Annotated in this window: 17 protein-coding genes; 10 read left to right on the forward strand and 7 right to left on the reverse strand. The window is 31.9% G+C overall.

The features are described from left to right. The first annotated feature begins 68 nt into the window (after positions 1-68). Positions 69-2,477, forward strand: coding sequence for a zinc-dependent metalloprotease (locus FHK87_RS00070; protein WP_140588319.1), 2,409 nt, complete (start codon positions 69-71; stop codon positions 2,475-2,477). 193 nt (positions 2,478-2,670) lie between these two features. Beyond that, positions 2,671-3,711, forward strand: coding sequence for a threonine aldolase family protein (locus tag FHK87_RS00075; RefSeq protein WP_140588321.1), 1,041 nt, complete (start codon positions 2,671-2,673; stop codon positions 3,709-3,711). Between the two features lie 31 nt (positions 3,712-3,742). On the opposite strand, the gene FHK87_RS00080 is transcribed toward FHK87_RS00075, so the two are convergent. Beyond that, on the reverse strand, positions 3,743-4,063 hold the full coding sequence (locus tag FHK87_RS00080) for a YegP family protein (RefSeq protein WP_140588322.1): 321 nt from the start codon (positions 4,061-4,063) through the stop codon (positions 3,743-3,745). Between the two features lie 264 nt (positions 4,064-4,327). Between FHK87_RS00080 and FHK87_RS00085 the strand changes: the two genes are divergently transcribed. After that, positions 4,328-5,431: an OmpA family protein gene (locus tag FHK87_RS00085; RefSeq protein ID WP_140588324.1), complete on the forward strand. Its 1,104-nt coding sequence runs from the start codon at positions 4,328-4,330 to the stop codon at positions 5,429-5,431. Between the two features lie 58 nt (positions 5,432-5,489). On the opposite strand, the gene FHK87_RS00090 is transcribed toward FHK87_RS00085, so the two are convergent. Both FHK87_RS00090 and FHK87_RS00095 read right to left on the reverse strand, forming a co-directional pair. Next, complete coding sequence (locus FHK87_RS00090; protein WP_262711236.1) at positions 5,490-5,852, reverse strand: thioredoxin family protein; 363 nt, start codon at positions 5,850-5,852, stop codon at positions 5,490-5,492. A gap of 116 nt (positions 5,853-5,968) precedes the next feature. Next, positions 5,969-6,295 (reverse strand): YbaB/EbfC family nucleoid-associated protein, encoded by a 327-nt coding sequence (locus FHK87_RS00095; RefSeq protein WP_140588328.1) that lies wholly within the window; start codon positions 6,293-6,295, stop codon positions 5,969-5,971. 71 nt (positions 6,296-6,366) lie between these two features. Between FHK87_RS00095 and FHK87_RS00100 the strand changes: the two genes are divergently transcribed. From FHK87_RS00100 to FHK87_RS00110, 3 genes are all read left to right on the forward strand, one after another. Next, positions 6,367-8,502, forward strand: coding sequence for a S9 family peptidase (locus FHK87_RS00100; protein WP_140588330.1), 2,136 nt, complete (start codon positions 6,367-6,369; stop codon positions 8,500-8,502). A gap of 85 nt (positions 8,503-8,587) precedes the next feature. Beyond that, positions 8,588-9,628, forward strand: a complete 1,041-nt coding sequence (locus FHK87_RS00105) for a PLP-dependent cysteine synthase family protein (protein ID WP_140588332.1) — start codon at positions 8,588-8,590, stop codon at positions 9,626-9,628. Between the two features lie 222 nt (positions 9,629-9,850). Next, on the forward strand, positions 9,851-11,110 hold the full coding sequence (locus FHK87_RS00110; RefSeq protein ID WP_140588334.1) for an aminotransferase class I/II-fold pyridoxal phosphate-dependent enzyme: 1,260 nt from the start codon (positions 9,851-9,853) through the stop codon (positions 11,108-11,110). Between the two features lie 378 nt (positions 11,111-11,488). Here FHK87_RS00110 and FHK87_RS00115 read toward each other — a convergent pair whose 3' ends face one another. The 3 genes from FHK87_RS00115 to FHK87_RS00125 form a co-directional block, all read right to left on the reverse strand. Then, positions 11,489-11,686 carry a hypothetical protein gene (locus FHK87_RS00115; RefSeq protein ID WP_140588336.1) on the reverse strand — a complete coding sequence of 66 codons (198 nt, stop codon included), beginning with the start codon at positions 11,684-11,686 and terminating at the stop codon, positions 11,489-11,491. 594 nt (positions 11,687-12,280) lie between these two features. After that, positions 12,281-13,414 carry a GNAT family N-acetyltransferase gene (locus FHK87_RS00120; protein WP_140588338.1) on the reverse strand — a complete coding sequence of 378 codons (1,134 nt, stop codon included), beginning with the start codon at positions 13,412-13,414 and terminating at the stop codon, positions 12,281-12,283. Between the two features lie 138 nt (positions 13,415-13,552). Further along, positions 13,553-15,253 carry a transporter gene (locus tag FHK87_RS00125; protein WP_226293941.1) on the reverse strand — a complete coding sequence of 567 codons (1,701 nt, stop codon included), beginning with the start codon at positions 15,251-15,253 and terminating at the stop codon, positions 13,553-13,555. 61 nt (positions 15,254-15,314) lie between these two features. On the opposite strand from FHK87_RS00125, the gene FHK87_RS00130 reads away from it, so the two are divergent. The 3 genes from FHK87_RS00130 to FHK87_RS00140 are packed head-to-tail and all read left to right on the forward strand — an operon-like array spanning position 15,315 to position 19,354. Continuing rightward, complete coding sequence (locus tag FHK87_RS00130; RefSeq protein WP_140588342.1) at positions 15,315-15,587, forward strand: DUF4834 family protein; 273 nt, start codon at positions 15,315-15,317, stop codon at positions 15,585-15,587. A 33-nt stretch (positions 15,588-15,620) separates the two neighbouring features. Continuing rightward, a complete protein-coding gene (locus FHK87_RS00135) occupies positions 15,621-18,059 on the forward strand; it encodes a YfhO family protein (RefSeq protein WP_140588344.1) in 2,439 nt (812 codons plus the stop codon). Positions 18,060-18,067: 8 nt separating this feature from the next. Further along, a complete protein-coding gene (locus FHK87_RS00140; protein WP_140588346.1) occupies positions 18,068-19,354 on the forward strand; it encodes a glycosyltransferase family protein in 1,287 nt (428 codons plus the stop codon). Between the two features lie 24 nt (positions 19,355-19,378). Here FHK87_RS00140 and FHK87_RS00145 read toward each other — a convergent pair whose 3' ends face one another. Further along, positions 19,379-21,532, reverse strand: a complete 2,154-nt coding sequence (locus tag FHK87_RS00145) for a tetratricopeptide repeat protein (protein ID WP_140588349.1) — start codon at positions 21,530-21,532, stop codon at positions 19,379-19,381. A gap of 323 nt (positions 21,533-21,855) precedes the next feature. On the opposite strand from FHK87_RS00145, the gene FHK87_RS00150 reads away from it, so the two are divergent. Then, the gene (locus FHK87_RS00150; protein ID WP_140588351.1) at positions 21,856-23,283 is read left to right on the forward strand and encodes a BspA family leucine-rich repeat surface protein; all 1,428 of its coding nucleotides are present in this window, start codon (positions 21,856-21,858) and stop codon (positions 23,281-23,283) included. The last annotated feature ends 77 nt before the right edge of the window (positions 23,284-23,360 follow it).

Genomic DNA, 23,360 nt, shown 5'->3' on the forward strand with positions numbered 1-23,360 from the left:
GCATTCAGTAAGAAATAATTTTTATATTATTTTTAGAAATTGATATCATCTTCTATATAATTCACTCTATGAAAAAAATCTCAATACTTCTTTGCTTTGCATTATTTAGTCAAGTAATTACAGCTCAATTTTTAGAAAAACAAAAGAATTTGAAATCTAACAATGGTTTCTTTACATTTCATTATAACGAAGCCAAAGATGAAATTTATCTTGAAGTTGATAAGCTTGATACAGAGTTTTTATATGTACATTCTTTAACTACAGGTTTAGGGTCTAATGATATTGGCTTAGATAGAGGACAAATAGGGGATGGAGTCGTAGTGAAATTTCGGAAAGCAGGTAATAAATTGTTGCTTGTACAGCCTAATCAACAATATAGGGCAATAACAGATAATGTTTTAGAAAAAAGAAGCGTTGAACAAGCATTTGCGACTTCTGTATTATATGGTTTTCCGATTAAAGAAGAAAAGTCAGGAACATTTATTATTGATTTTACTCCTTTTCTTCTACAAGACACTCATGGTGTGATACAAAAATTGGCATCTATGAAAGAAGGTGCTTATACTATTGATAAAACAAAAAGTGCTCTTAGCCTTGATAGAACTAAGGCATTTCCTAAAAACGTAGAATTTGAAGCACTTATTACCTACAAGGGCAAACCAAAAGGAGATCATATTCAATCAGTAGCTCCAAATACAGAGTTTCTATCTGTAATACAACATCATTCATTTGTAGAATTACCCGACAACCAATATCAAAAACGTGAATTTGATCCAAGAAGCGGAGCAATTTCTATCTCTTATTTGGATTATGCCACTCCTGTGCAGGAACAGATCAAAAAACGATACATCATTAGACATCGTTTATCAAAAAAGAATCCGGATTTGCCAATTAGTGAAGCTAAGGAACCGATTGTTTATTATTTAGATCCCGGAACTCCCGAACCTGTGAAGTCAGCATTAATAGATGGTGCACAGTGGTGGAATCAAGCTTTTGAAGCTATAGGGTATAAAGATGCTTTTCAGGTTAAAATGCTTCCAAAAGATGCAGATCCTATGGATTTGAGATATAACGTGATACAATGGGTACATCGTTCTACTCGTGGATGGAGCTACGGAGCAAGTGTTGTTGATCCTAGAACGGGAGAGATTCTTAAGGGACATGTAAGTTTAGGAAGTTTGCGAATACGACAGGATTTTTTGATAGCTCAAGCTCTATTAAACCAGCCATTTAAAGAAAATGATAATAACTATCAACCTATGTTGGATATGGCTTTAGCACGAATTCGACAATTGTCTGCTCATGAGGTAGGACATACTCTTGGTTTTGCACATAATTTTGCAGCAAGTACAAAAAATAAAGCTTCTGTGATGGATTATCCTCACCCTACAATATCACTTTCTAATGGAAAGATAGATGTCGCTAAAGCTTATGACACCAAAATAGGAGAGTGGGATAAAGTAACAGTTGCTTATAGCTATTCAGAATTTGATGAAAAGATGGATACAAAGAAAGCTCTGAATACTATTTTGGATAAAGCTTATCAATCCGGACTTCGATTTATCTCTGATCAAGATGCAAGACCAAAAGGAGGCGCACATGAGTTGGCACATTTGTGGGATAATGGACAAGATGTAACAGAAGAATTAAAAAATGTACTTGAAATACGTAATACTGCTATTCGAAACTTTTCTAAGGATAACATTCGTACAAATGAATCATACTCTGTGTTAGAAGATGTTTTTGTGCCTTTATATTTTTTTCATAGATATCAAACGGAAGCGGTAGTAAAGCTTATAGGAGGATTACATTATAACTATGCTGTAAAAGGAGATCAACAAACTATTGTAGAATACTTGTCGCCAAAAAAGCAAAAAACTGCATTAGAGGTTATATTAGAAACAATACAACCAGAAACTTTGGCGATTCCAAAAGACAAGCTTAACCTATTTCCGCCTAGAGCTTTTGGTTATAATCGAACCAGAGAATCATTTCAATCCAAAACAGGAGTTGGTTTTGATGCCATTAGTGCAGCAGCCACTTCTAGTGATATGAGTCTTTCGCTTTTATTACATCCTGAAAGAGCTGCCAGACTAGTGCAACAAAAAAGTTTGGATAATAACCAGTTAGGTTTTTCTGAAGTTATAGATGCGCTTATTACGGCCAGTTTTAAAACAAAAATAAAAGATAGTTATCATAAAGAAATTCAACACACAGTTCGGTTTAATGTAATCAAACATTTGATGCATTTGAGTGTGCTTAAAGAAACGTATCCGCAAGTTAATGCTATAGCATATCAAAAGTTGATGTCATTAAAAGAGATGATCAGTAATAATGAAGTTTCTGATAACGATTATAAAGTGTATTATTTACAGCAGATACAGTTGTTTATAGAAAAACCAGAAAGTTTTACAGTGCAGCCATCTCCAAAAATTCCTGATGGTTCACCGATAGGAAGTTTCAAGTGTGGTATCTAAATGTACCAAAAGAATATTTTTGCAACCATTTATGTTTATCATTAGAGTTTAGAAATTGAAGATCTTGACAAGATATAGGTTGTAGATAAAAATTCTTATTGTTTTTAGTTGATATAAATACATAACATTCGTCTTTATAAAACTTTGTTTTTACAATATTCAATGATAATTTTATGTTTTTAAAAACTACTTGATGAAAATAGATTTAAGAAGCGACACAATAACCAAACCAACTCCAGGAATGCTAGAGGCAATGATGCATGCAGAAGTTGGTGATGATGTATATAAAGAAGACCCAACTGTTAATGCACTAGAAGATAAAATAGCCGAGTTATTTGGAAAAGAGAAAGCATTATTTTTTCCATCTGGTAGTATGGCTAATCAAGCAGCTATAAAGTTGCATACACAACCGGGAGAACAACTAATAGCGGATAAATATGCGCATGTTTTTAATTATGAAGGCGGCGGGGTGTCTTTCAACAGTGGAGTATCATGCAAATTATTAGATGGAAACAGAGGAATGATCACAGCCGATCAGGTAGAAGCTGCAATTAACCCACCGGATTTTTATCATAGCCCTTTGACAAGTTTGGTTTGTATTGAAAATACAACGAACAAAGGAGGGGGTGCCTGTTATGATTTTGAAGAGATTTTAAAGATACAGCAAGTATGTAAACAAAATGGTTTAGGATATCATTTAGATGGTGCGAGACTTTGGAATGCTCTAGTAGCAAAACAGGAAACTGCTCAACAATACGGTGATGTTTTTGATACTATTTCTGTTTGTTTAAGTAAGGGGCTTGGAGCTCCCGTAGGTTCTGTTTTGATTGGCAATGCTGAGATTATGGACAAAGCTATTAGGGTTCGAAAAGTGCTGGGAGGAGGTATGAGACAGATAGGTTTTATGGCTGCAGCAGGACTATACGCTCTAGAAAATCATATAGATAGATTACAAGAAGATCATAAGAAGGCAAAAGAGATAGGAGAAGTTTTGAAACGTTTGTCTTTTGTAAAAGAAGTAGAACCTATTGATACCAATATTATCATTTTTACTATCGAAGGAGATGAAAATGAATTTATTTCAAAAATGGAGTCAAAAAATGTTCATTTCTTTGGTATGGGACAAGGTAAGTTAAGGTTTGTTACTCATTTGGATTATACAGACGAGATGCATGAGTATTTTCTGGGAGTGTTGACATCCTTAAATTTAGATAAAGTTGTTTATACACCATAAACAACTTTATCTAAGACAACACTTAAAAAAATTATATTTCTTTTATATCAGAATCCGGAGCATTTTCTTTTACAGAATTAATCCCGTTTTCCATTCCTGATTCAGAAGCATACATTTGACTACTTCCTATAATTTGACCGTTACCGGCTTTCAGATTAAAATAAAACTTGCCATTTTTTGCAGTTTTTCTTTCATATTTACCATTTTCAGAAGCATTTTTTTTCACAGAAGCTATTCCGTTCTCTGCGGCTGCTTTACTATTATAAACCTCACTACTTAGAATAACCTGGCCATTTTTGGCTTTTAGTGTAAAATGGTAATTAGATCCCTCCTTATTTTTGAGTTCAAACATGCTTTCAGTTTTTTAATTAATTTTTTTGGCTTTTGTTAAAATTATAGAATTAAAAGCAAAAAGAAAAATGAATAAGTAAAGAAAATCTCTTGATGAAAGGTGTTTTGTCGATTAATAATACAATTTGTCGAAAATTGTACACTTTTGAATATTAATAAAATAATGACATCTATTGCACCTTTATAACTTTGATCTAGAAAAATAATTTATTAATTTAAATTTGTGAAAATTATACAAAATAACATTAAACAAATTTTACCAACTATGAAAAAAATTATTCTAGGAGTATTTTTACTTTCTTTTACTCAAATTATTCGAGCTCAGCAAGATTTACCACAAAATCCGGAACCAGGAAAATGTTATGTACGTTGTACTACTCCTGATGTATATGAAAATAAAATTGTAAAAGTTCAGATAACCCCTGAGTTTAAAAAACTTAAAACATTTCCTGCTACCTATGAAACAATTAAAGAACGTATTATAATTAAAGAAGCATCTAAAAAGTTAAAAGTGATTCCTGCAAAATATAAGACAGAGACAGTAACTTTTGTTAAGAAACAAGGGGCATCTTCTTTAAAGATAATCCCTGCCAAACTAGAAACCGCTTCTGAGACAGTAGAAATAAAACCAGCTTATGCTCAGTGGGAATTGGGAGCACCTGCCCCGGATTGTGAATCAAGTAATCCAGATGATTGTAGATATTGGTGTTATAAAGGCTATCCAGCAGAATTTACAACAATCCCAAAACAAATTTTAGGTGTAGATGCTACAACACAGAGTTCTCCAATCTCTGAACAAACAGGGACTTATACCAAAAGGGTTGTTGTTGAACCTGCAAAAGTAATAGAAGAGGAAATTCCTGCTGAATATGGTACAATCACAAAGACAGTTTTGGTTAAAGATGCTTACACAGAGGAAGTTATAGTTCCTGCTACTTATGAAGAAGTAACTAAAGAAGTCTTGACTCAAAAAGGAGGGTTGACTACATGGAAAGAAGTAGAGTGCTCTTTAATTGAGTATTCAGCATTACCAATTAATTGGAATCTGGGAAGCGCAACACTAACAAGTCAGGCTAAAAATATTATAGATACACGTTTAATGCCTGTTTTAGCAAATAATCCAGGAGCAAAAATGGAAATAGCTTCTCATACTGATTCGAGAGGTTCGAGAACTAATAATAAAGCACTTTCTGATAGAAGAGCCCAATCAGTAGTAAGATATTTAATATCAAAAGGTATTAATGCAAGTCGTCTAGTAGCAAATGGATATGGTGAAACAAGACTTAAAAACAGATGTGCAGATGGGGTAACTTGTACAGAGCGTGAACACGCTTCGAATAGAAGAACAGAATTTAGGTTAATTCAGTAATTTAATAAGATATTCACTCAATAAAAAATGCCTAATATAATTTATATTAGGCATTTTTTTACTTCATAAACTTTTGTAATAATTCAAAATGATATCTAGGGTCTCTAAGAGAACTATAACCTGAAATTTTATCTAAGACCTTACCCTTTGAATTTAATATATTAATTAATGGAAATTGTTTATTCTTATTATATAATTCAAGGAGTTTAGAATTTTCAATCTTTCTTTCTGTAGAGATTAAATCTGAATTTCTTGGAAAATCAAGATATAAAAAAACGAAAGAATCTGTGAATTTTTTAAATTCAAAACTGTCAAAAAAATCTTCCTGAAGCATCATACAAGGTTTACACCAATCACTTCCGCTAAAATACATAAGAATTGGTTTATGTTCTTTTTTAGAAATCTTTTTTGCGATTTCCATATCTTTTATCCACAAAGAACTCTCACTATTTTGAGAGTAACTATAAAAGTGATAGAAACATAAAAACAAAAATATAAATTTCATGACTAAATACTTAAAATAACTTTAACCAAAAATCATTCCATAAATAAATCCAAACCGGGAATGTTAGGCATACCTTCTTTGGCAACTGCTGCCAATTCTGATTCTTGTATTTGCGTAGCTTTTGCAATTACCCTATTTATGGTCAATACCAAATAATCTTCTAATTGTTCTTTATCTTCTAGTAAACTATCATCTATAGAAATATCAGTTAGCTTTCTATTCGCTGTCATTGTGACTTTTAATAATCCATCATGACTATTTTCATCAACAAGTACCGAATCTAATCTCTTCTTTGTTTCTTCTACTTTTTGCTGGGTTTCTTTTAATTTTCCCATCATGCCCATCATGTCTCCAAACATAAGTTCTACTTTTTAATTTTTAATGTTACAAAATTAGTATTTTGGCTGTTAATAAACTAATTGAGATTATTATGAAAACTCTACACATTATATTCATTTTATCGCTTATTTTTGCAACTTCATGTAAAAAAGACACTATGACTACATCGGATACCAAGATAAAACCACCTGTAGCAGTAAAGAAACCAACAAATTTAGAGAAGCATCAAGATATCCGAGTTGATGACTATTTTTGGTTAAATGAAAGAGAAAATGAAGAGGTTATTAATTACCTCAAAAAAGAGAATGAGTATAATGAGAAAATGACGTCTCATACAAAAGAGTTTCAGGATAGTCTTTTTCAGGAAATGAAAAGTCGTATTAAAGAAGATGATTCTTCTGTACCTTATAAGCTGAATGGATATTGGTATCTTACGCGATTTGAAAAGGGGAAAGATTACCCTATCTATACTAGAAAAAAAGAATCTTTAGATGCAGAAGAGGAAATATTGTTTGATTGCAATAAAGAAGCAGAAGGACATTCTTATTTCCGTTTGAGTGGTCTTAATATAAGTCCTGATAACAAATTGGCTGCCTTTGGAGTGGATACCGTAAGTAGACGAAAGTATACAATACAAATTAAAAATCTTGAAACTGGCGAAATTTATCCAGAGCGTATAGAAACAACAACGGGTGGTAGTACATGGGCCGCAGATAGTAAAACATTATTCTATACTAAAAAGGATGATCAAACACTGAGATCAAATCGTATTTATAGGCATGTTTTAGGTACGCCTGTTTCAGAAGATGTAGAGATTTATAATGAAACAGATGATACTTTTTACACATTTGTTTACAAAACGAAATCCAAAAAATATATTGTTATAGGATCAAGTAGTACACTAACTTCTGAATATAGAATTTTGAAAGCTGATGATCCGACAGGGGAATTCAAAATTTTTCAACCTCGAGAACGTAATCTTGAGTACAGTATAGCTCATTATGGTGATCATTTTTATGTATTGACGAATGTAGATGAGGCGACTAACTTCAAGTTGATGAAAACACCAGAAAAGAATACATCTAAAGAAAACTGGAAAGATGTTATAGCACATCGTGATGATGTACTTTTAGAAGATATTGAAATATTTAAAGAATATTTGGTTGTAAGTGAACGAAATAATGGACTTAACAAAATAAACATCAAAAGATGGGATAATACAGCAGATTATTATCTTCCTTTTGATAATGAAACGTATACCGCTTATGTAAGCACAAATCCTGATTTTGATACCAAAACCCTAAGATATGCTTATAACTCTTTGACAACTCCAAATTCTGTTATCGATTTTGATATGGAAATCAAAGAAAAGGTTGTTAAAAAAGAACAAGAAGTTTTAGGAGGTAAATTTGATAAGTCAAATTATGTTTCAGAACGAGTTTGGGCTACTGCAGAAGATGGAGTAAAAGTTCCAATCTCTTTGGTATATAGAAAAGACCTTAAAAAAGATACAGGTAATCCATTATTGCAATATGGGTATGGTTCTTATGGCTCTACTATTGATCCATATTTCTCTACAGTAAGATTAAGTCTTCTTGATAGAGGTTTTATTTTTGCTATCGCTCATGTGAGAGGAAGTGAATATTTAGGAAGATCATGGTATGAAGATGGTAAATTACTTAAAAAGAAAAATACCTTTACAGACTTTATTGCTTGCTCAAAGTTTTTAATAGACAAAGGATACACATCCAAAGATCATTTGTACGCTATGGGTGGTTCTGCAGGAGGTCTTTTGATGGGAGCAGTGGTAAATATGGCTCCAGAATTATATAATGGTGTAATTGCAGCCGTTCCTTTTGTAGATGTTGTAACTACAATGCTAGATGATAGTATCCCCCTTACTACAGGAGAGTATGATGAATGGGGAAATCCGAATGAAGAAAATTATTATCAATACATGAAATCATATTCACCGTATGATAATGTAACAGCACAAGCATATCCTAATATGTTAGTGACAACAGGACTACATGACTCTCAAGTGCAATATTGGGAACCTGCAAAATGGGTAGCAAAGCTAAGAGAGTTAAAAACGGATAATAATCTATTATTGTTACATACCAATATGGAAGCTGGACATGGTGGTGCTTCAGGACGATTTGAAGCTCTAAAAGAGGTTGCAGAAGAGTATGCTTTTTTATTAGATTTAGAAAGTATAAATAACTAATTAAAAAAAATAGTGTAAATTCGTACTGTTTTTTTAACGATTTATGGATCCCCACTTTTATGTTCATAAATCAAAACAAAACTATATGAAAGAAGATATCAGGGCCTATAATAATGTTTTAGAACTTATTGGACAAACCCCTTTGGTGAAGTTAAACAGAATTATGAAAGATTTTCCGGGAAATTTCTATGCAAAAATAGAGTCCTTCAATCCCGGACATTCTACAAAAGACAGAATAGCACTCTATATTATTGAAGAAGCCGAAAGAAAAGGCATTTTAAAACCCGGTGATACTATTATCGAGACCACTAGTGGGAACACTGGTTTCAGTCTTGCAATGGTGAGCGTTATCAAGGGATATGAATGTATTTTGGCAGTAAGTTCAAAATCTTCAAAAGATAAAATAGATATGTTAAAAAACATGGGAGCAAAAGTATATGTTTGTCCTGCCCATGTGAGTGCAGATGATCCAAGATCATATTATCAGGTAGCAAAAAGATTACATGAAGAAATAAAAGGTTCGGTATACATTAATCAATATTTTAATGAGTTGAATATAGATGCTCATTACAATTCTACAGGACCAGAGATATGGGATCAAACTAATGGAAAATTAACGCATTTTATAGCATGTTGTGGTACTGGAGGAACTATTTCTGGTACAGCAAGATTTCTGAAAGAAAAAAATAAAAATATCAAAGTTCTGGGAATAGATGCTTATGGATCTGTTTTGAAAAAATATCACGAAACCAGAGAATTTGATAAAGATGAGATCTACCCTTATAGAATAGAAGGGTTAGGTAAGAATTTGATTCCTACTGCTACAGATTTTGATGTTATAGATAAATTTGAAAAAGTAAGCGACGAAGATAGTGCACATACAGCCAGAGATTTGGTTAAAAAAGAAGGTATGTTTTTAGGATATACAAGTGGTGCTGCAATCCAAGGAGCAAAACAATTAGCAATTCAGGGAGAATTTGATGAGAATAGTAATGTGATCATTATTCTACCTGATCATGGTTCTAGATACATGAGTAAAGTATTTAGTGATGATTGGATGACAGAACAAGGATTTTTTGACACAAAGAATGAACTCGATGCAACAGAAGTTCAATTCATAAAATAAATAAGGAAATGATTTTGTAAGTAAGAGATTGTTTGTTAAACTCTTTATTATTTACAAAATCATTAATTTTCTCTAGGTTTTTAAGAGTTTTATTAACCTATTTTCATGTGTTTTATGATTTCTTATAAAAAATTCACTTTGTAAAAGTGAATTTTAAATATAATTATGCCATAAAACCAATTTTCCGTATTTTCGCACACTTATAAGCAACAATTTTGATAGATGAGAGATTTATTTGATAAGATTTATAAAGACAAGGGACCTTTGGGAAAATGGGCTGATCAGGCAGAAGGGTACTTTGTTTTTCCAAAACTTGAAGGTCCAATATCAAATAGAATGAAGTTTCAAGGAAGAGAAGTTATAACTTGGAGTATTAATGACTATTTAGGACTAGCAAATAAAGAAGAAGTTCGTAAAGTAGATGCAGATGCAGCTCTTGCATATGGATCTGCATATCCCATGGGAGCAAGAATGATGAGTGGTCACACCGATTTGCACGAACAACTTCAGGACGAACTAGCACAATTTGTCGATAAAGAAGCAGCTTATTTACTCAATTTTGGATATCAGGGTATGGTTTCTACAATTGACGCTTTGGTAAGTAAAGATGACATTATTGTTTATGATGTAGATGCTCATGCATGTATCATTGACGGTGTTCGTTTGCATCAAGGAAAAAGATACACGTACAGGCACAATGATATAGAGAGTATAGACAAAAACCTTATGAGAGCCACAAAAATGGCCGAGAAAACAGGAGGAGGAATTTTATTGATTTCTGAAGGTGTTTTTGGAATGAGGGGTGAGCAAGGAAGACTTAAAGAGATCGTTGCACTAAAAGAAAAATATAACTTTAGGCTATTTGTCGATGATGCTCATGGTTTTGGTACTCTTGGTAAAACAGGTGCAGGGACAGGAGAGGAGCAAGGTATACAAGACCAAATAGATGTTTATTTTGCGACTTTTGCAAAATCAATGGCTAGTACAGGTGCCTTTATCGCTGCAGATCAAGAAATCATAGATTTTTTGAAATATAATCTACGTTCACAAATGTTTGCAAAATCATTGCAAATGCAACTTGTTGTAGGAGCTTTGAAACGCTTGGATATGCTTAGGACTATGCCTGAGCTTAAAGCAAAACTTTGGGATAATGTAAATGCATTACAAAACGGATTAAGAGAGAGAGGTTTTGATTTGGGTACTACTCAAAGTTGTGTAACACCAGTATATTTGAAGGGTAGCATACCAGAAGCTATGGCTTTAGTAAAAGACTTGAGAGAGAATTACGGAATATTCTGTTCTATTGTAGTATATCCTGTTATTCCTAAAGGATTAATTTTATTAAGATTGATTCCTACTGCTTCTCATACGATGGAAGATATTAAAGAAACTTTACATGCGTTTTCTGCTATTAGAGAAAGATTAGAAAGCGGAGTATATAAACGTATGTCTGCTGCTGTAGCTGCAGCAATGGGAGAGTAGTTTTTCCTGAGATCAAACGTTTTAAAAATATAAATACTAAAAAAATCCGCCTTTAAGCGGATTTTTTTAGTGCTTGTATTATGATGGTAAAATAGCAATACAACATGTGGATGGTGGTAATTGACAAAAACTTTGACCTTGAGATCCACTAGTAGGTGCCCATACTCCTTCACATATTGAACAACGTCCTGGAGTATTTGCAATTACACAATTTGGAGGTAGGCCATTACCACCTATTATTAAAGTTTGTTTACTTTTTTTAATTTTCTTTACGCTACTTAGATTTAAAATGTTTTTTAACATGATAAAATGGTTTAAGAGATTATTAATTTGCAATTGAGTTTTATTCTATTCTTTAGGGATAAAGAATATGTTTTTCTATCTGCAATCTGTGCTAGGCCCTGTAACACATCTACCATTAACACAAGTACATCTGCCATCTGTATTGGTAGAACAATCTATTGTGAATGGACCGATTTCGCAGATTGGTCCTCTGCTGTTTCCACCATTAATATTTGCTTTTTGATTACGATCCAACTTTTGAACGTTGTTTAAGTTTAAAATGTTTTTTAACATGATTAATATGGTTTAAGAGATTATTAATTTGTGAAAATAATATAGTAAAAGGGGAGAGTATATAGTTGAAAATAGGTTGTTTAACTAAAAGTAATAAACTTAAGCATGGTAAAAAATCAAATTTAAAGACTGAATTTTTACCATGCAAACTCTATTTACACGCTTCTCTATCAAATACGCATCTGCCATTTTCGCAACGGCATTTTCCATCTATTCTCTCAGAACAATTAAGGATTAGACAAGCATTAAAATTTTGAAGTCCGCCATGGATTGAAGACTGTTCTTGTTTTTTCAGTTTTTGAACGCCTTGAACTTTTAAAATGTTTTTTAACATGATTAAGTGGTTTTAAGATAATATTAGTCTGAAAATAATGAAAAAAGAGGGGGCATGTAGTTAAATATAAGTTATTTAACTAAAAAATGAATTGTTTGAAAATCTATTGTAATTGAGTAATAATAGACTATTAGTTTAATTGAAATCGATGTTTAGTCAGGTATAAATTACAATACAGATTTTTTCTAGCCATAGATGAAAATAATATCATAAGATTTTTATAACTAACTAATAGTATTGATCTTTATGAGGATACTTTTTTAAGAAAAAAGCTTTTCGATATCTTTTCTGAATGTTCTTCTTTTTTTATGTAATTCGTGTTCATAACCATTCCATAAAGCCTGTATTGCTTTGTTTTCTTCTAATTCAGGGTTGGTTTCAACAACTTCAATACCATTACGTAAAAAAGCTTCATTCATTTCTTTAAAAATAAGAGCTGTAACTCCTTTATTTTGATATTCAGGATCAACACCAATTAAATAAAATGCTGCGGTATCATTTCTTCGTTGCGCTTTGAGAATATGTAAAAAACGAAGCGGATATACTTTTCCATTCATTTTTTTTAATGCTCTAGAAAAAGAAGGCATTACTATAGAAAATGCTACAAGTTTTCCGGTATTGTCTGCTATGCAAGTAATATACTCTGGATTAAGATAGGGAAGATACTTTTTTTTGTACATATCTATTTGATATTGCTGGATAGGTACAAATGTTTGTAAACTACTATATGTTTTATTAAGTAAGTCAAACATATCGTCTGCATACTTAAGGATTTCTTTACTTTTATTAAACTTTATGAGTTGTAATTGATATCTTTCTTTTATTACTCGGGCAAACTTTATTACTTTTTCTTTGGTCTCCTTAGGAACTTTGATTTTATATTCAACCCAAGTAGCGGCAGGTTCAAAACCTAATTCTTCCATATGTTTGGAATAATAAGGATAATTGTACCAGGTAATCATAGTGTTTAATTCTTCAAAACCTTTGATTAGAATACCGGCTTTGTCCATATTAGAAAAACCAACAGGACCTTCTATATATGTTAAAGAGTGTTGCTTGCCGAATTCTGCAACTCTTTGTAATAACGCTTTTGTAACTTCTACATCATCAATAACATCAAACCATCCAAATCGTACTTTTGGTTTTTTTTGTTCATCAACTTCAATCCAATTAATGATGGCGGCTATTCTTCCTACTATTGTATTATTTCTATAAGCCAAAAAATATTTTGCAACCGCATTTCTAAAAACCGGATTCTTTTTTGGATTCATGACGTCTAATTCTTCTTTGATTATAGACGGCACGTAATAGGGGGAATCTTTATATAGTTCAAAAGGAAATTTAACAAATGTGGTTAAATCTCCTTTTGAAGTAATTTCTTTAATCGTAATCATATATCATCTCTAATTCATCACAAATATATATTCTTTTGTTAAATATTATAATTGATTAGATATCAATTTTGGCAATATTATAACAGCTTGGATTTTAAAACAACTAAAAAATATAAAATCTATTTTGATTTACAATTATTAGTCTATTTTTTCCAACTCTTTTTCTAAATTTTCTTCTTCTTCTGTTTGTTTCTCTTCTTCTTTTTTACGCTTTTTCTCTTCTTTCTGACGTCTTTTTTCTTCTTTCTTTCTTCTTTTTTCTTCAGCTTTTTTCTGTTTTTCTTGCTCTTTTTGATATTTTTCGTATTCAGCGTCGATATCTTCTTCTTCTATTTCTTTTGCTTTTTCTTCTTCATCTTTCTTTTTCTCTTCTTTTTTCTGTTTTTTATCATCTTCTTCGACATCAAATTCTTTTTCGAGATTTTTTAATTCTTTTTCGATGTCTTCTAATTCCTGATCGGTTCCTTCATCTTGCTCCATTTTATCCAATTCGGCATCGATTTCTTCGATCATTTTCTGTTTTTCTTTTTCGGCTTTTTCAGCTGCTTTTTCAGCTTTTCTAGCCTCTTTGGCTTCGCGTTTTAATCGTCTGGCTTCTTCTTTTTTGAACTTTTTACCCTCTTTTTTGGCTATCTTTTCATTTTCGATACGCTCACGTTCTAATCTTTCTTCAGTACGTCTCTCATCGAGGTCTCTTTCTAATTCTTCTCTAAAACTATCATCTTCAAAATCATTGATAAAAGGAGTTTTGCCGAGTTTTAAGCTATCATTTTCTATTTCTTCACCTTCTTCAAGCCCTTCTATTTCTTCACCTTCTTCTGTGCCTTCTTCATTTTCTTGCTCACCTTCAATTTCTTCTTCTTTTACACCACCTTCAAGTCCGGGTTGTTCTATAATTTCATCTTTTGTATGCCAATCAAATCGGTAAGAAGCACCAAAACTAACTGTAAAGAGAGAAGGGGTGTCTTTAAAATTGAAAGCTACATTGGCATCAAATTGGAGATCTTTGTTAAAGAGGTAAGCGCCTCCTGTTCGCAAAATATTGTCACTATAAAAATCACTTTTCTGTCCTTGATACTCTACAAAAGCGGCCCATTTGTCATTAAGTGTATGTGTAGAAGTAATAATCCAACCAAAGATAGGGTCATCTGTTGTGATTTTATCAAAAATTAAGTTGGTGACTAATACCCATTGACCATTAATACTTGTAGTCCAATTATTTTGGGTCATTACAACAATTTTTGGACTAAAAGAGTCGTCATTTGGTGCTGTAAAAGGATTATCTGCCGAAATAAAATTTGCTCCTAGATATCCTGAAACTGCGGGGATAAGACTTTTCCATCTAAATTTATAGCGTTCTTTCCAGCTTTTTAGTTTTGAGTAATCTGTAGAGTCTTCTTCTTTTGGTTTTTTGTAGGGATCGTATATAAGGTATTTTGCACCTATGGTATTTGATTGAAAATCACTTCTATTTATTTTTTCTTCGTTTGCACCTATAGTTTGTCTTACTCCATCTGCTCTAAATTTTCCATCGAGCATAATTTCTAATTGTTCTATTAGTAAACCATATCTAATAGCATAGTCAAAATTAAAAACATTGGTTTTGGTGTTTAAAATATCATGTTTTTCTTTACCAAATCCTAGACCTCCTTCTAATTGTAAAACATTATTTCCTACAGAGAACGCTCCTTGAGAAACACCGGGCCTATTGGTATTAATCTTTTCGGTATATTGTGCAGTAAGGCTTGCCAAACCAGATATAAAAACAACAATATATAACAGAATAGACTTAGGGTTCATATTGAATAGATTTGCTTCAAATATAGCAGATTTTATCATTTTTTTAGGACTGCTTGCATGTAATTGTATACAGAGTTCATTATTTTTGAAAAAAAATGATATGCAAGAAGCGTCTTTGCAAGGGGTATTAAAGATAGTTCTCATTATATTATTAGTATATTATGGACTAAAGGTATTAACGCGTTTGTTTGGTCCTCTATTGCTTAAATATGTAACAAAGAAGGCAAGTCAAAAATTTGAACAACAATTTAGCCAGTATCAACAGCCCCACCAAAGATCTAATGAAGGAGAAATTACCATAGAAAGACCAACTTCTAAAAAATCTTCTAATAAAGATGTTGGAGAATATATCGATTTTGAGGAAATTGATTAATTTGCCGCTTCATTTAGAAAATTTGCACAAATCATGCCTTTAATAAAACGAATCTTACCTCACTTACTTGTTGTTTTAGGTTTTATCATTATTTCTATAGCTTTTTTTAATCCTTTGCTTAGTGGAAAAATCCTATATCAAAGTGATTTGAAACTATATGAAGGAATGACAAAACAACAAAGAGATCATAAGGCTACTACAGGAGAAGAAACGTATTGGAATAATTCTGCATTTGGAGGAATGCCTACATACCAACTTGGAGCAAGATTTCCTCATGATTATATGGACAAATTAGATCGCATGTTTAGATTTTTACCCAGACCTGCAGATTATCTATTCTTATACTTAATAAGTTTTTACATTTTGATGTTGGTAATGCGTGTACCTTGGAAAATAGGAGTACTAGGAGCATTAGCATTCGGATTTTCTACATATCTAATTATCATTATAGGTGTTGGTCATAATTCTAAGGCGCATGCAATAGCTTATTTTCCTTTGGTAATTGCAGGAATTCTTCTGGTCTTTCAAAAGAGATACATTTGGGGATTTCTTTTGACTGCTCTAGCAATGGGACTTGAGATACAGGCAAATCATTACCAAATGACTTATTATCTGGGACTATTAACACTTGTAATGGGACTAGCTTTTCTTATTGATGCTATTAAGAAAAAGGAACTTATACATTTACTAAAATCAGTTTCGATATTAATAGTGGCCGTTATATTAGGTTTGGCAACAAATGCGACTACTTTATTATCAACTTCAGAATATGTAGATACCAGTATAAGAGGAAAAAACTTATTAGCAGATGATACGACCAGCACATCTGAAAAGAATGGATTAGACTATGAATATATAACAGAATATAGTTACGGTAAACTAGAGTCGCTCAATCTTTTTGTACCAAAGCTTATGGGATTGGGTAGAGCATCTGATTTGGGTAATGATTCTGCTTTTTATCAAAAATTAATTGAATTAGGCCAACCAGCTGATCAAGCGCAATATTATGCAAATGTGACCGGGTTATACTGGGGGGCACAACCATTTGTAGAAGCTCCTCCTTATTTAGGTATCACAGCCGTTTTTCTTGCTTTATTAGGATTATTGTTGGTAAAAGGTCGTTTACGTTGGTGGTTAATAGGAGGGATGGTTTTATCACTTACATTGAGTTGGGGTAAAAATTTTGAGTTCCTAACTAGATTTTTTATCGATTATATACCCTTTTATAACAAGTTTAGAGCGGTTTCTAGTATACAGGTGATATTAGAATTGCTCATACCAATAGCCGCTGTATTTGGGATATATAAAATTTTAGATAAAAATATTTCTTTTGATGAAAAGAAAAAGAAGTTTTTGATTTCTCTCGGTGTTTTTGGGGGTCTATGTTTATTATTTTTAGGATTTGGAGGAAGTCTATTTAGCTTTAAATCTCCATCAGAAGTACAATTAGCTATCGAACAACCTCTTATTTTTGATGCTATCAAAGAAGATCGAATCACATTATTGAAGAGTGATAGTTTACGATCACTAATATTTATACTTCTTTTAGCGGGGGTATTATGGTTTACTTTAAAAGAAAAAATATCTCAAAATATAGCATTAGTTATTATCGGGATACTTATTATAATTGATTTAGGTGGCGTTAATAGGCGTAGTGTATCTAGTGAAAACTTTATAACAAAAAGAGAATATAGAAATTACTTTTTGCCTACTTCTGCAGATAAGCAAATCTTAAAAGACAATTCTTATTTTAGAGTTTTGGATCAAGCGAGAGGATTCAATAATTCTCATACCAATTATTTCTTTAATTCGATTAATGGATATACAGCCGTTCGTCCAAGAAAAATGGAAGATTTATATCACGGACATATTGCAAAAGGCAATCTAGAAGTGATTAACATGTTTAATGTAAAATACGTTATCCAGCAAAACAAAGAGAGAAAACTAGAAGTACAACAGAATCCTTCGGCTAATGGTGCGGCTTGGTTTGTTGAAGAATTAAAGTTTGTAAATGATTATAAAGAAGAATTTGAGGCTCTAAATACTATCAATACAAAGAAGACAGCTGTACTAAGAAAAGATTTTAAAGAAGATTTAGAAGGCTTTCAGCCTGTAAAAGATAGTGTAGCTTCTGTTGCAGTTTCAAAAACAGACCCAAATCATTTGGTATATAATGCATATACTCCAAATCCTGGGTTCCTTGTATTTTCAGAAACGTATTACAAAAATGGTTGGGTAGCTTTTATTGATGGAGAATCTCAACCCATTTATCCTGTAAATTACTCTTTGAGAGGGTTAAAGGTTCCGAAGGGGAAACATACTATTGAGTTCAAATTTGAACCAGAAGTTGTAAAAACAGGAAGTACGATAACATTAGCGAGTTCTATTCTTCTTATTCTATTACTAATAGGTGGGCTCTTTTATCAATATAAAAAATCAGGGAGTTTATTATCTTTAGGTAAAGAAGACTAAATTTTGTTTTGAAAGTTCTGATCATAACATACTATTGGCCTCCCGCAGGCGGCCCTGGAGTACAACGATGGCTTACTTTTGTAAAATACCTGAGAGCGTTTGATATAGAACCTATTGTATATATTCCCGAAAACCCGACATATCCGTTAGAAGATGCTTCTTTGTCATCAAAAATCCCAGAAGGAATAACGATTCTCAAGCAACCAATATTTGAACCCTATCGTTTTGCAGAATTCTTTTCAAAAAAAGATACTAAAACAATCAGTAAGGGGATTATTACCGGAGAGGAAAAACAATCTGTCGTTCAAAAGTTACTATTATACATACGAGGTAATTTTTTTATCCCAGATGCCCGTAAGTTTTGGGTGAAACCATCAGTCAACTTTTTAAGAAACTACATCTCAAAACATAATATTAAAACTATAATCACCACTGGTCCTCCACATAGTGTTCATCTGATAGGATATACCCTAAAACAACAAATAGACGTAAACTGGGTTACAGATTTTAGAGATCCATGGACTACTATTGGATATCATGATAAATTAAAATTGACAAAGAGATCCATTGCAAAACATAAAACTCTTGAAAAACAAGTGTTGTCTACTAGTGATCAAATTATTGTAACCAGTTTTACGACAAAAAAAGAGTTTGAAGCTATTTCAAACACTCCTGTTGCTGTTATTACAAATGGGTATGATATAGAATATGTTTCAGATATTACATTAGACAAAAAATTTACAATATCACATATTGGGTCACTATTATCAGGTCGTAATCCTCAAAACCTCTGGAAAGCGATTCATGAATTAACAATAGAAAATCAGGCTTTTGCTGAGGCAGTTGTATTGCAATTAGTAGGTGCTGTTAGTGATGAAGTATTGGCATCAATTAAAGAAGCAGGATTATCTGATTTTGTTGACCTAAAAGGATATGTTTCACATCAAGAAGCAATAGAAATCCAAAGAAATACTCAGGTATTGTTGTTGATAGAGATAGATAGTAAGGAAACCAAATGTATCATACCGGGGAAGTTGTTTGAATATATGGTTTCTAAACGACCAATTTTGGCTTTGGGACCAAAGGATGCAGATATTTCTGTATTGATTAAAGAGACACAATCGGGAAGTTTTTTTGAATATCATGAATATCAGGAAATCAAAAAGCAGTTACTTCAATATTTTGAAGCCTATCAAAAAGGAGCATTGATTTCTAATGTTACAGGAATCGAGAAATATAGTAGGAGAGAACTTACAAGAGAGTTGTCAAAACATCTAAAACTAATTTCTAAATAATATTGAATACTTCACCATTTGTAATTAAATATATTGAAATGGTAAATTGAACGTTATTTCTGTTCCTTGTGAAAGGTTTTTAATATCAAAATCAATTCTTTTCTTTTGCATTCTGCGATATAATTCTATTCGTTCTTCAGTAATTTTTATAGCATGTGATCTGTGATCCTTTTTTTCGATCTTCATGGTTTCTTTTATTCCTATTCCATTATCAAAAATTTTTACAATCAAGTCATCATTTTCTTTAGCGAACAGGATTTGGATTTTGGCATTTCCTTTTACAGATGTAATGCCATGTTTTACAGCATTTTCTATAAAGGGTTGTGCAAACATAGGGGGGATGGCAATTTCTTCGGCGTCTAAACCTTCTTCTAGTTCTATAGAGTATGTAAAAGGATATTCTCTATTCAAATTTTGTATGCTTAAATAGTTTTCTAGCATATTGATTTCTTGCTCAAGAGATATAAATTCATTTCTTGAATTATCTAATACTTGTCGAATTAACTTAGAGAATTTTACAAGATATAAACCCGCCTGTTTGCTATCTCCTTTATTCATATAATCCTGTATAGAGGTCATGGCATTAAAGATGAAATGAGGGTTCATTTGTACTCGTAACAGATTTTGTTCAATATTTTGTGATTTTTGTAATAGTTGAAGTTGTTTTTGCTTGTTTATTAAAAATAGAACTGCCGCGATTAACAAAATAAATATAGCTATTGCGGCGTAAATGGTCTTACTTAAATTAGCTTGTTTCAATTCTAAAGATTGAATAGAGGCTTGTTGTGCTAAACTTTTGATTTCTTGTTCTTTCTTCTCGGTATTGTATTGAATTTGTAATTGAGAAATCTGTTTTGCTTTTTCTTCTCCTAAGAGAGAATCGTAGATTGTATGGTATAATTCATAAGATTTGAGAGCTGCTTTATGATTGCCTGATGCGCTTTGAGCCTTGGCCAAGTTTTCAGATGCGATTCCTGTTTCTTTAAGAAGACCTATCTCTTTAGCTTTTAAGGCGCTTTCGCTTAAAATTTTTTCAGCTTGTTGATATTTTCCTAATTCAAGCAAAGATTCACCCAATAAATTCATTCCTGAAATAGAAATATCGGTTGTTTCTATTTCATTACTTGCACTAATACCTTTTTTTAAAAACGGAATGGCTTCACTATATTTTTTTGCTTCTATAAAGTTTTTACCAATGTTTATTTGTGCAGTTGCGATCTCTCTTTTATTTCCTAATTCTTTTTGTAATTCTAGAGCTTTTAATTGATAACTATAAGCTTTTTCATGATCATTTAATGCACTATAAGCAAGTCCTATATTTAAATAATTTGTAGCAATTCCTTTTTTATCATTAATTTGTTTTCTCATATTTAGTGACTTCAAGTGATACTTCAATGCAGATTGATAATCATTTTGTTCATGATATAAGCCGCCAATATTGTTATAGTTATTTGCAATATATTTTTGGTTGCCTAGTTCCTCACTAATTTTTAAGGACTGAAAATAATATTCTAGTGCTTTGGGATAATTTCCAGACATTTTATATATAATACCAATATTGGCATAACTTCCAGCAATGTAATTCTTATTATCACTTTCTAAATCGATTTGTAAAGTTTTATTATAATATTCCAGGGCATCAATATATTTTCCTTGTAATTTATAAACTATCCCAAGATTGTTGTAACTACTTGCTAAATCGGTATCAATTTGCTGTTCTTCTTGAATTTTTAAAGCTTTTTTATAAAAGTTAACGGCTTTATCATACTTCCCTACATTTTTATGTATTATCCCTAAACCATTAAAGGCATTTATTATTCCTGAATAATAATTTGAAACCTCTGAATATTTAAGAGATAATTCAAATGGTTTAATTGCTTCACGATAAGGAGCACTATGCTCTATTTTACTCCATCCTATTTCATAGTATGCATCAGCAATACCTTCAGAAAAATCAATTTCTTCAGCTAACATTATTGCTTTTTTAGCATATATGGATGTTTTAGTAGAGTCTGAAAAAGAATATTCTTTAGCTAATAGTACATTAAGGTTTATTTTTTCTTTTTCAGAAACTTTAGATTCAATTCTTTTTAACAATGAATCTATTTTTTTTTCATCTTGAGTGAAACCATAATAGTTGATCAAGCAAGCGATAGCTAAGAATGTAATTTTTTTCATGTATAGTAAATGATGAATCAAATTGTTATCGGTAATACTAGTTTATTTTTTTGATGATTTATTCTTATAAGGTCATTAAAGTGGTATACAAATGTAATAAGTTATTTACACCTGATAGATTAAGAAATATAAATTGAGACATAATAAGAAGTGATTTATATCCTAATAATTACGAATATAAAATTAGGCCTAGCAAATCTTTCAAATTTGCTTACAGATAAAAAACAACATCATTTTCATATAAAAGTCTTACTACGTTTGTTTGAAATTTTAAAAATACTATCAATTAAAAACAATTAGTTAGCCTCAAAAATTAATACAAAATGATGAAAACAAAACAAGTAAAAGTAAGGATTTCGATACTATCATTATTTATGCTCCTATCTATAGGATGTAGTAATGATGATGACACCCAACCTGTTGCAGAACCAACTGATCCACCGGTAGCCAATAATGAAGCTCCTGTAGTAGTAGCTCAAACGTTTACTATAAAAGAAGATATTGCTGATGATATCGTGATAGGAACTGTTACGGCTACTGATGCTGAAGAGGATAATTTAGTCTTTTCACTAACCCAAAATAATGAGGATCTTTTTGAGCTTACCGATAAGGGAGAGCTAAGTCTTGCAGCCGGAAAAAATCTTGATTTTGAACAAGTAACTTCTCATGAAATTACCATAGAAGTATCTGATGGTTCAAATAAGACCAATGCTGTGATCACAATTACAGTAGAAAACGTTGTTGAACCTTTTATTACTACCTGGAAAACTACGACAGCTGATGAAGTTGTTACAGTTCAATTGGATAATGTTTTAACAACTTATAATTTTACGATTGATTGGGGTGATGGTACAGTTGAAAATAACCAAACAACTACAGTTAATCATAAGTACGTAACACCAGGGACTTATACTGTATCAATAATCGGAGCATTTCCAACTATTAGAATATCAAATGTAGTTTCTTCTGCTCCTAAATTACAAAGTATAGAACAATGGGGAGAAATAAAATGGGAATCTTTTGTCGATGCATTTTCTGGATGTGAAAATTTAGTATATAATGCCAAAGATAAACCTAACCTTTCTAAGGTAACTGATATGAGGAATATGTTTGCAGGTTGCGTCAAATTTAATGCTGCTAATCTTAATGATTGGGATGTAAGTAGTATCGAAGATATGGGAGGGGTATTTGGTGGAACAGCATTCAATGGAGATATCAGTCAGTGGGATGTGAGTAAAGTTGAAACTATGAGAAATATGTTTGATGGAGCTACCGAGTTTAATGGAGATATTAGTCAGTGGGATGTAAGTTCGGTTACAGATATGAGGGAAATGTTTCTAGGTGCCACTGCGTTTAATGGAGATATAAGTCGGTGGAATGTAAGTTCTGTTATAAATATGAATGCTATGTTTTTAGAAGCCCGTTCTTTTAATGGAGATATCAGTCAGTGGGATGTAAGTAATGTGAATAGTATGAATCGTATGTTTTTTGAAGCCAATGCCTTTGAGGGAGATTTAAGTCAATGGAATGTTAGCAAAGTTATTAATATGTTTAAAATGCTTGACGATACTAAAATTTCTACAATGAATTATGATAAATTACTAACAGCATGGGCGGCATTACCAGGCTTACAGTCTAATGTAACTTTAGGAGCAGTAGGTCTTATCTATTGTGATGCATCTTCAGCTAGAAGCAGTTTAATAAACGATAAAAATTGGACCATCTCTGGGGATGATTCTTGTCCCAGATAATTTTTGTTGTAAAATTGCATACTAGAAAAAAGGGACACGTTTTGGCGTGTCTTTTTTTTATCAAAACGGTTATACTC

The organism is Aquimarina algicola, assembly GCF_006443095.1.
GTDB classification, from domain to species: Bacteria; Bacteroidota; Bacteroidia; order Flavobacteriales; family Flavobacteriaceae; genus Aquimarina; species Aquimarina algicola.

Excerpts from the sequence above, each read along its gene's own strand:
- FHK87_RS00070 (WP_140588319.1), top strand. The coding sequence starts at position 69 with ATGAAAAAAATCTCAATACTTCTTTGCTTTGCATTATTTAGTCAAGTA.
- FHK87_RS00075 (WP_140588321.1), top strand. The coding sequence starts at position 2,671 with ATGAAAATAGATTTAAGAAGCGACACAATAACCAAACCAACTCCAGGA.
- FHK87_RS00080 (WP_140588322.1), bottom strand. The coding sequence starts at position 4,063 with ATGTTTGAACTCAAAAATAAGGAGGGATCTAATTACCATTTTACACTA.
- FHK87_RS00085 (WP_140588324.1), top strand. The coding sequence starts at position 4,328 with ATGAAAAAAATTATTCTAGGAGTATTTTTACTTTCTTTTACTCAAATT.
- FHK87_RS00090 (WP_262711236.1), bottom strand. The coding sequence starts at position 5,852 with ATGGAAATCGCAAAAAAGATTTCTAAAAAAGAACATAAACCAATTCTT.
- FHK87_RS00095 (WP_140588328.1), bottom strand. The coding sequence starts at position 6,295 with ATGTTTGGAGACATGATGGGCATGATGGGAAAATTAAAAGAAACCCAG.
- FHK87_RS00100 (WP_140588330.1), top strand. The coding sequence starts at position 6,367 with ATGAAAACTCTACACATTATATTCATTTTATCGCTTATTTTTGCAACT.
- FHK87_RS00105 (WP_140588332.1), top strand. The coding sequence starts at position 8,588 with ATGAAAGAAGATATCAGGGCCTATAATAATGTTTTAGAACTTATTGGA.
- FHK87_RS00110 (WP_140588334.1), top strand. The coding sequence starts at position 9,851 with ATGAGAGATTTATTTGATAAGATTTATAAAGACAAGGGACCTTTGGGA.
- FHK87_RS00115 (WP_140588336.1), bottom strand. The coding sequence starts at position 11,686 with ATGTTAAAAAACATTTTAAACTTAAACAACGTTCAAAAGTTGGATCGT.
- FHK87_RS00120 (WP_140588338.1), bottom strand. The coding sequence starts at position 13,414 with ATGATTACGATTAAAGAAATTACTTCAAAAGGAGATTTAACCACATTT.
- FHK87_RS00125 (WP_226293941.1), bottom strand. The coding sequence starts at position 15,253 with ATGATAAAATCTGCTATATTTGAAGCAAATCTATTCAATATGAACCCT.
- FHK87_RS00130 (WP_140588342.1), top strand. The coding sequence starts at position 15,315 with ATGCAAGAAGCGTCTTTGCAAGGGGTATTAAAGATAGTTCTCATTATA.
- FHK87_RS00135 (WP_140588344.1), top strand. The coding sequence starts at position 15,621 with ATGCCTTTAATAAAACGAATCTTACCTCACTTACTTGTTGTTTTAGGT.
- FHK87_RS00145 (WP_140588349.1), bottom strand. The coding sequence starts at position 21,532 with ATGAAAAAAATTACATTCTTAGCTATCGCTTGCTTGATCAACTATTAT.
- FHK87_RS00150 (WP_140588351.1), top strand. The coding sequence starts at position 21,856 with ATGATGAAAACAAAACAAGTAAAAGTAAGGATTTCGATACTATCATTA.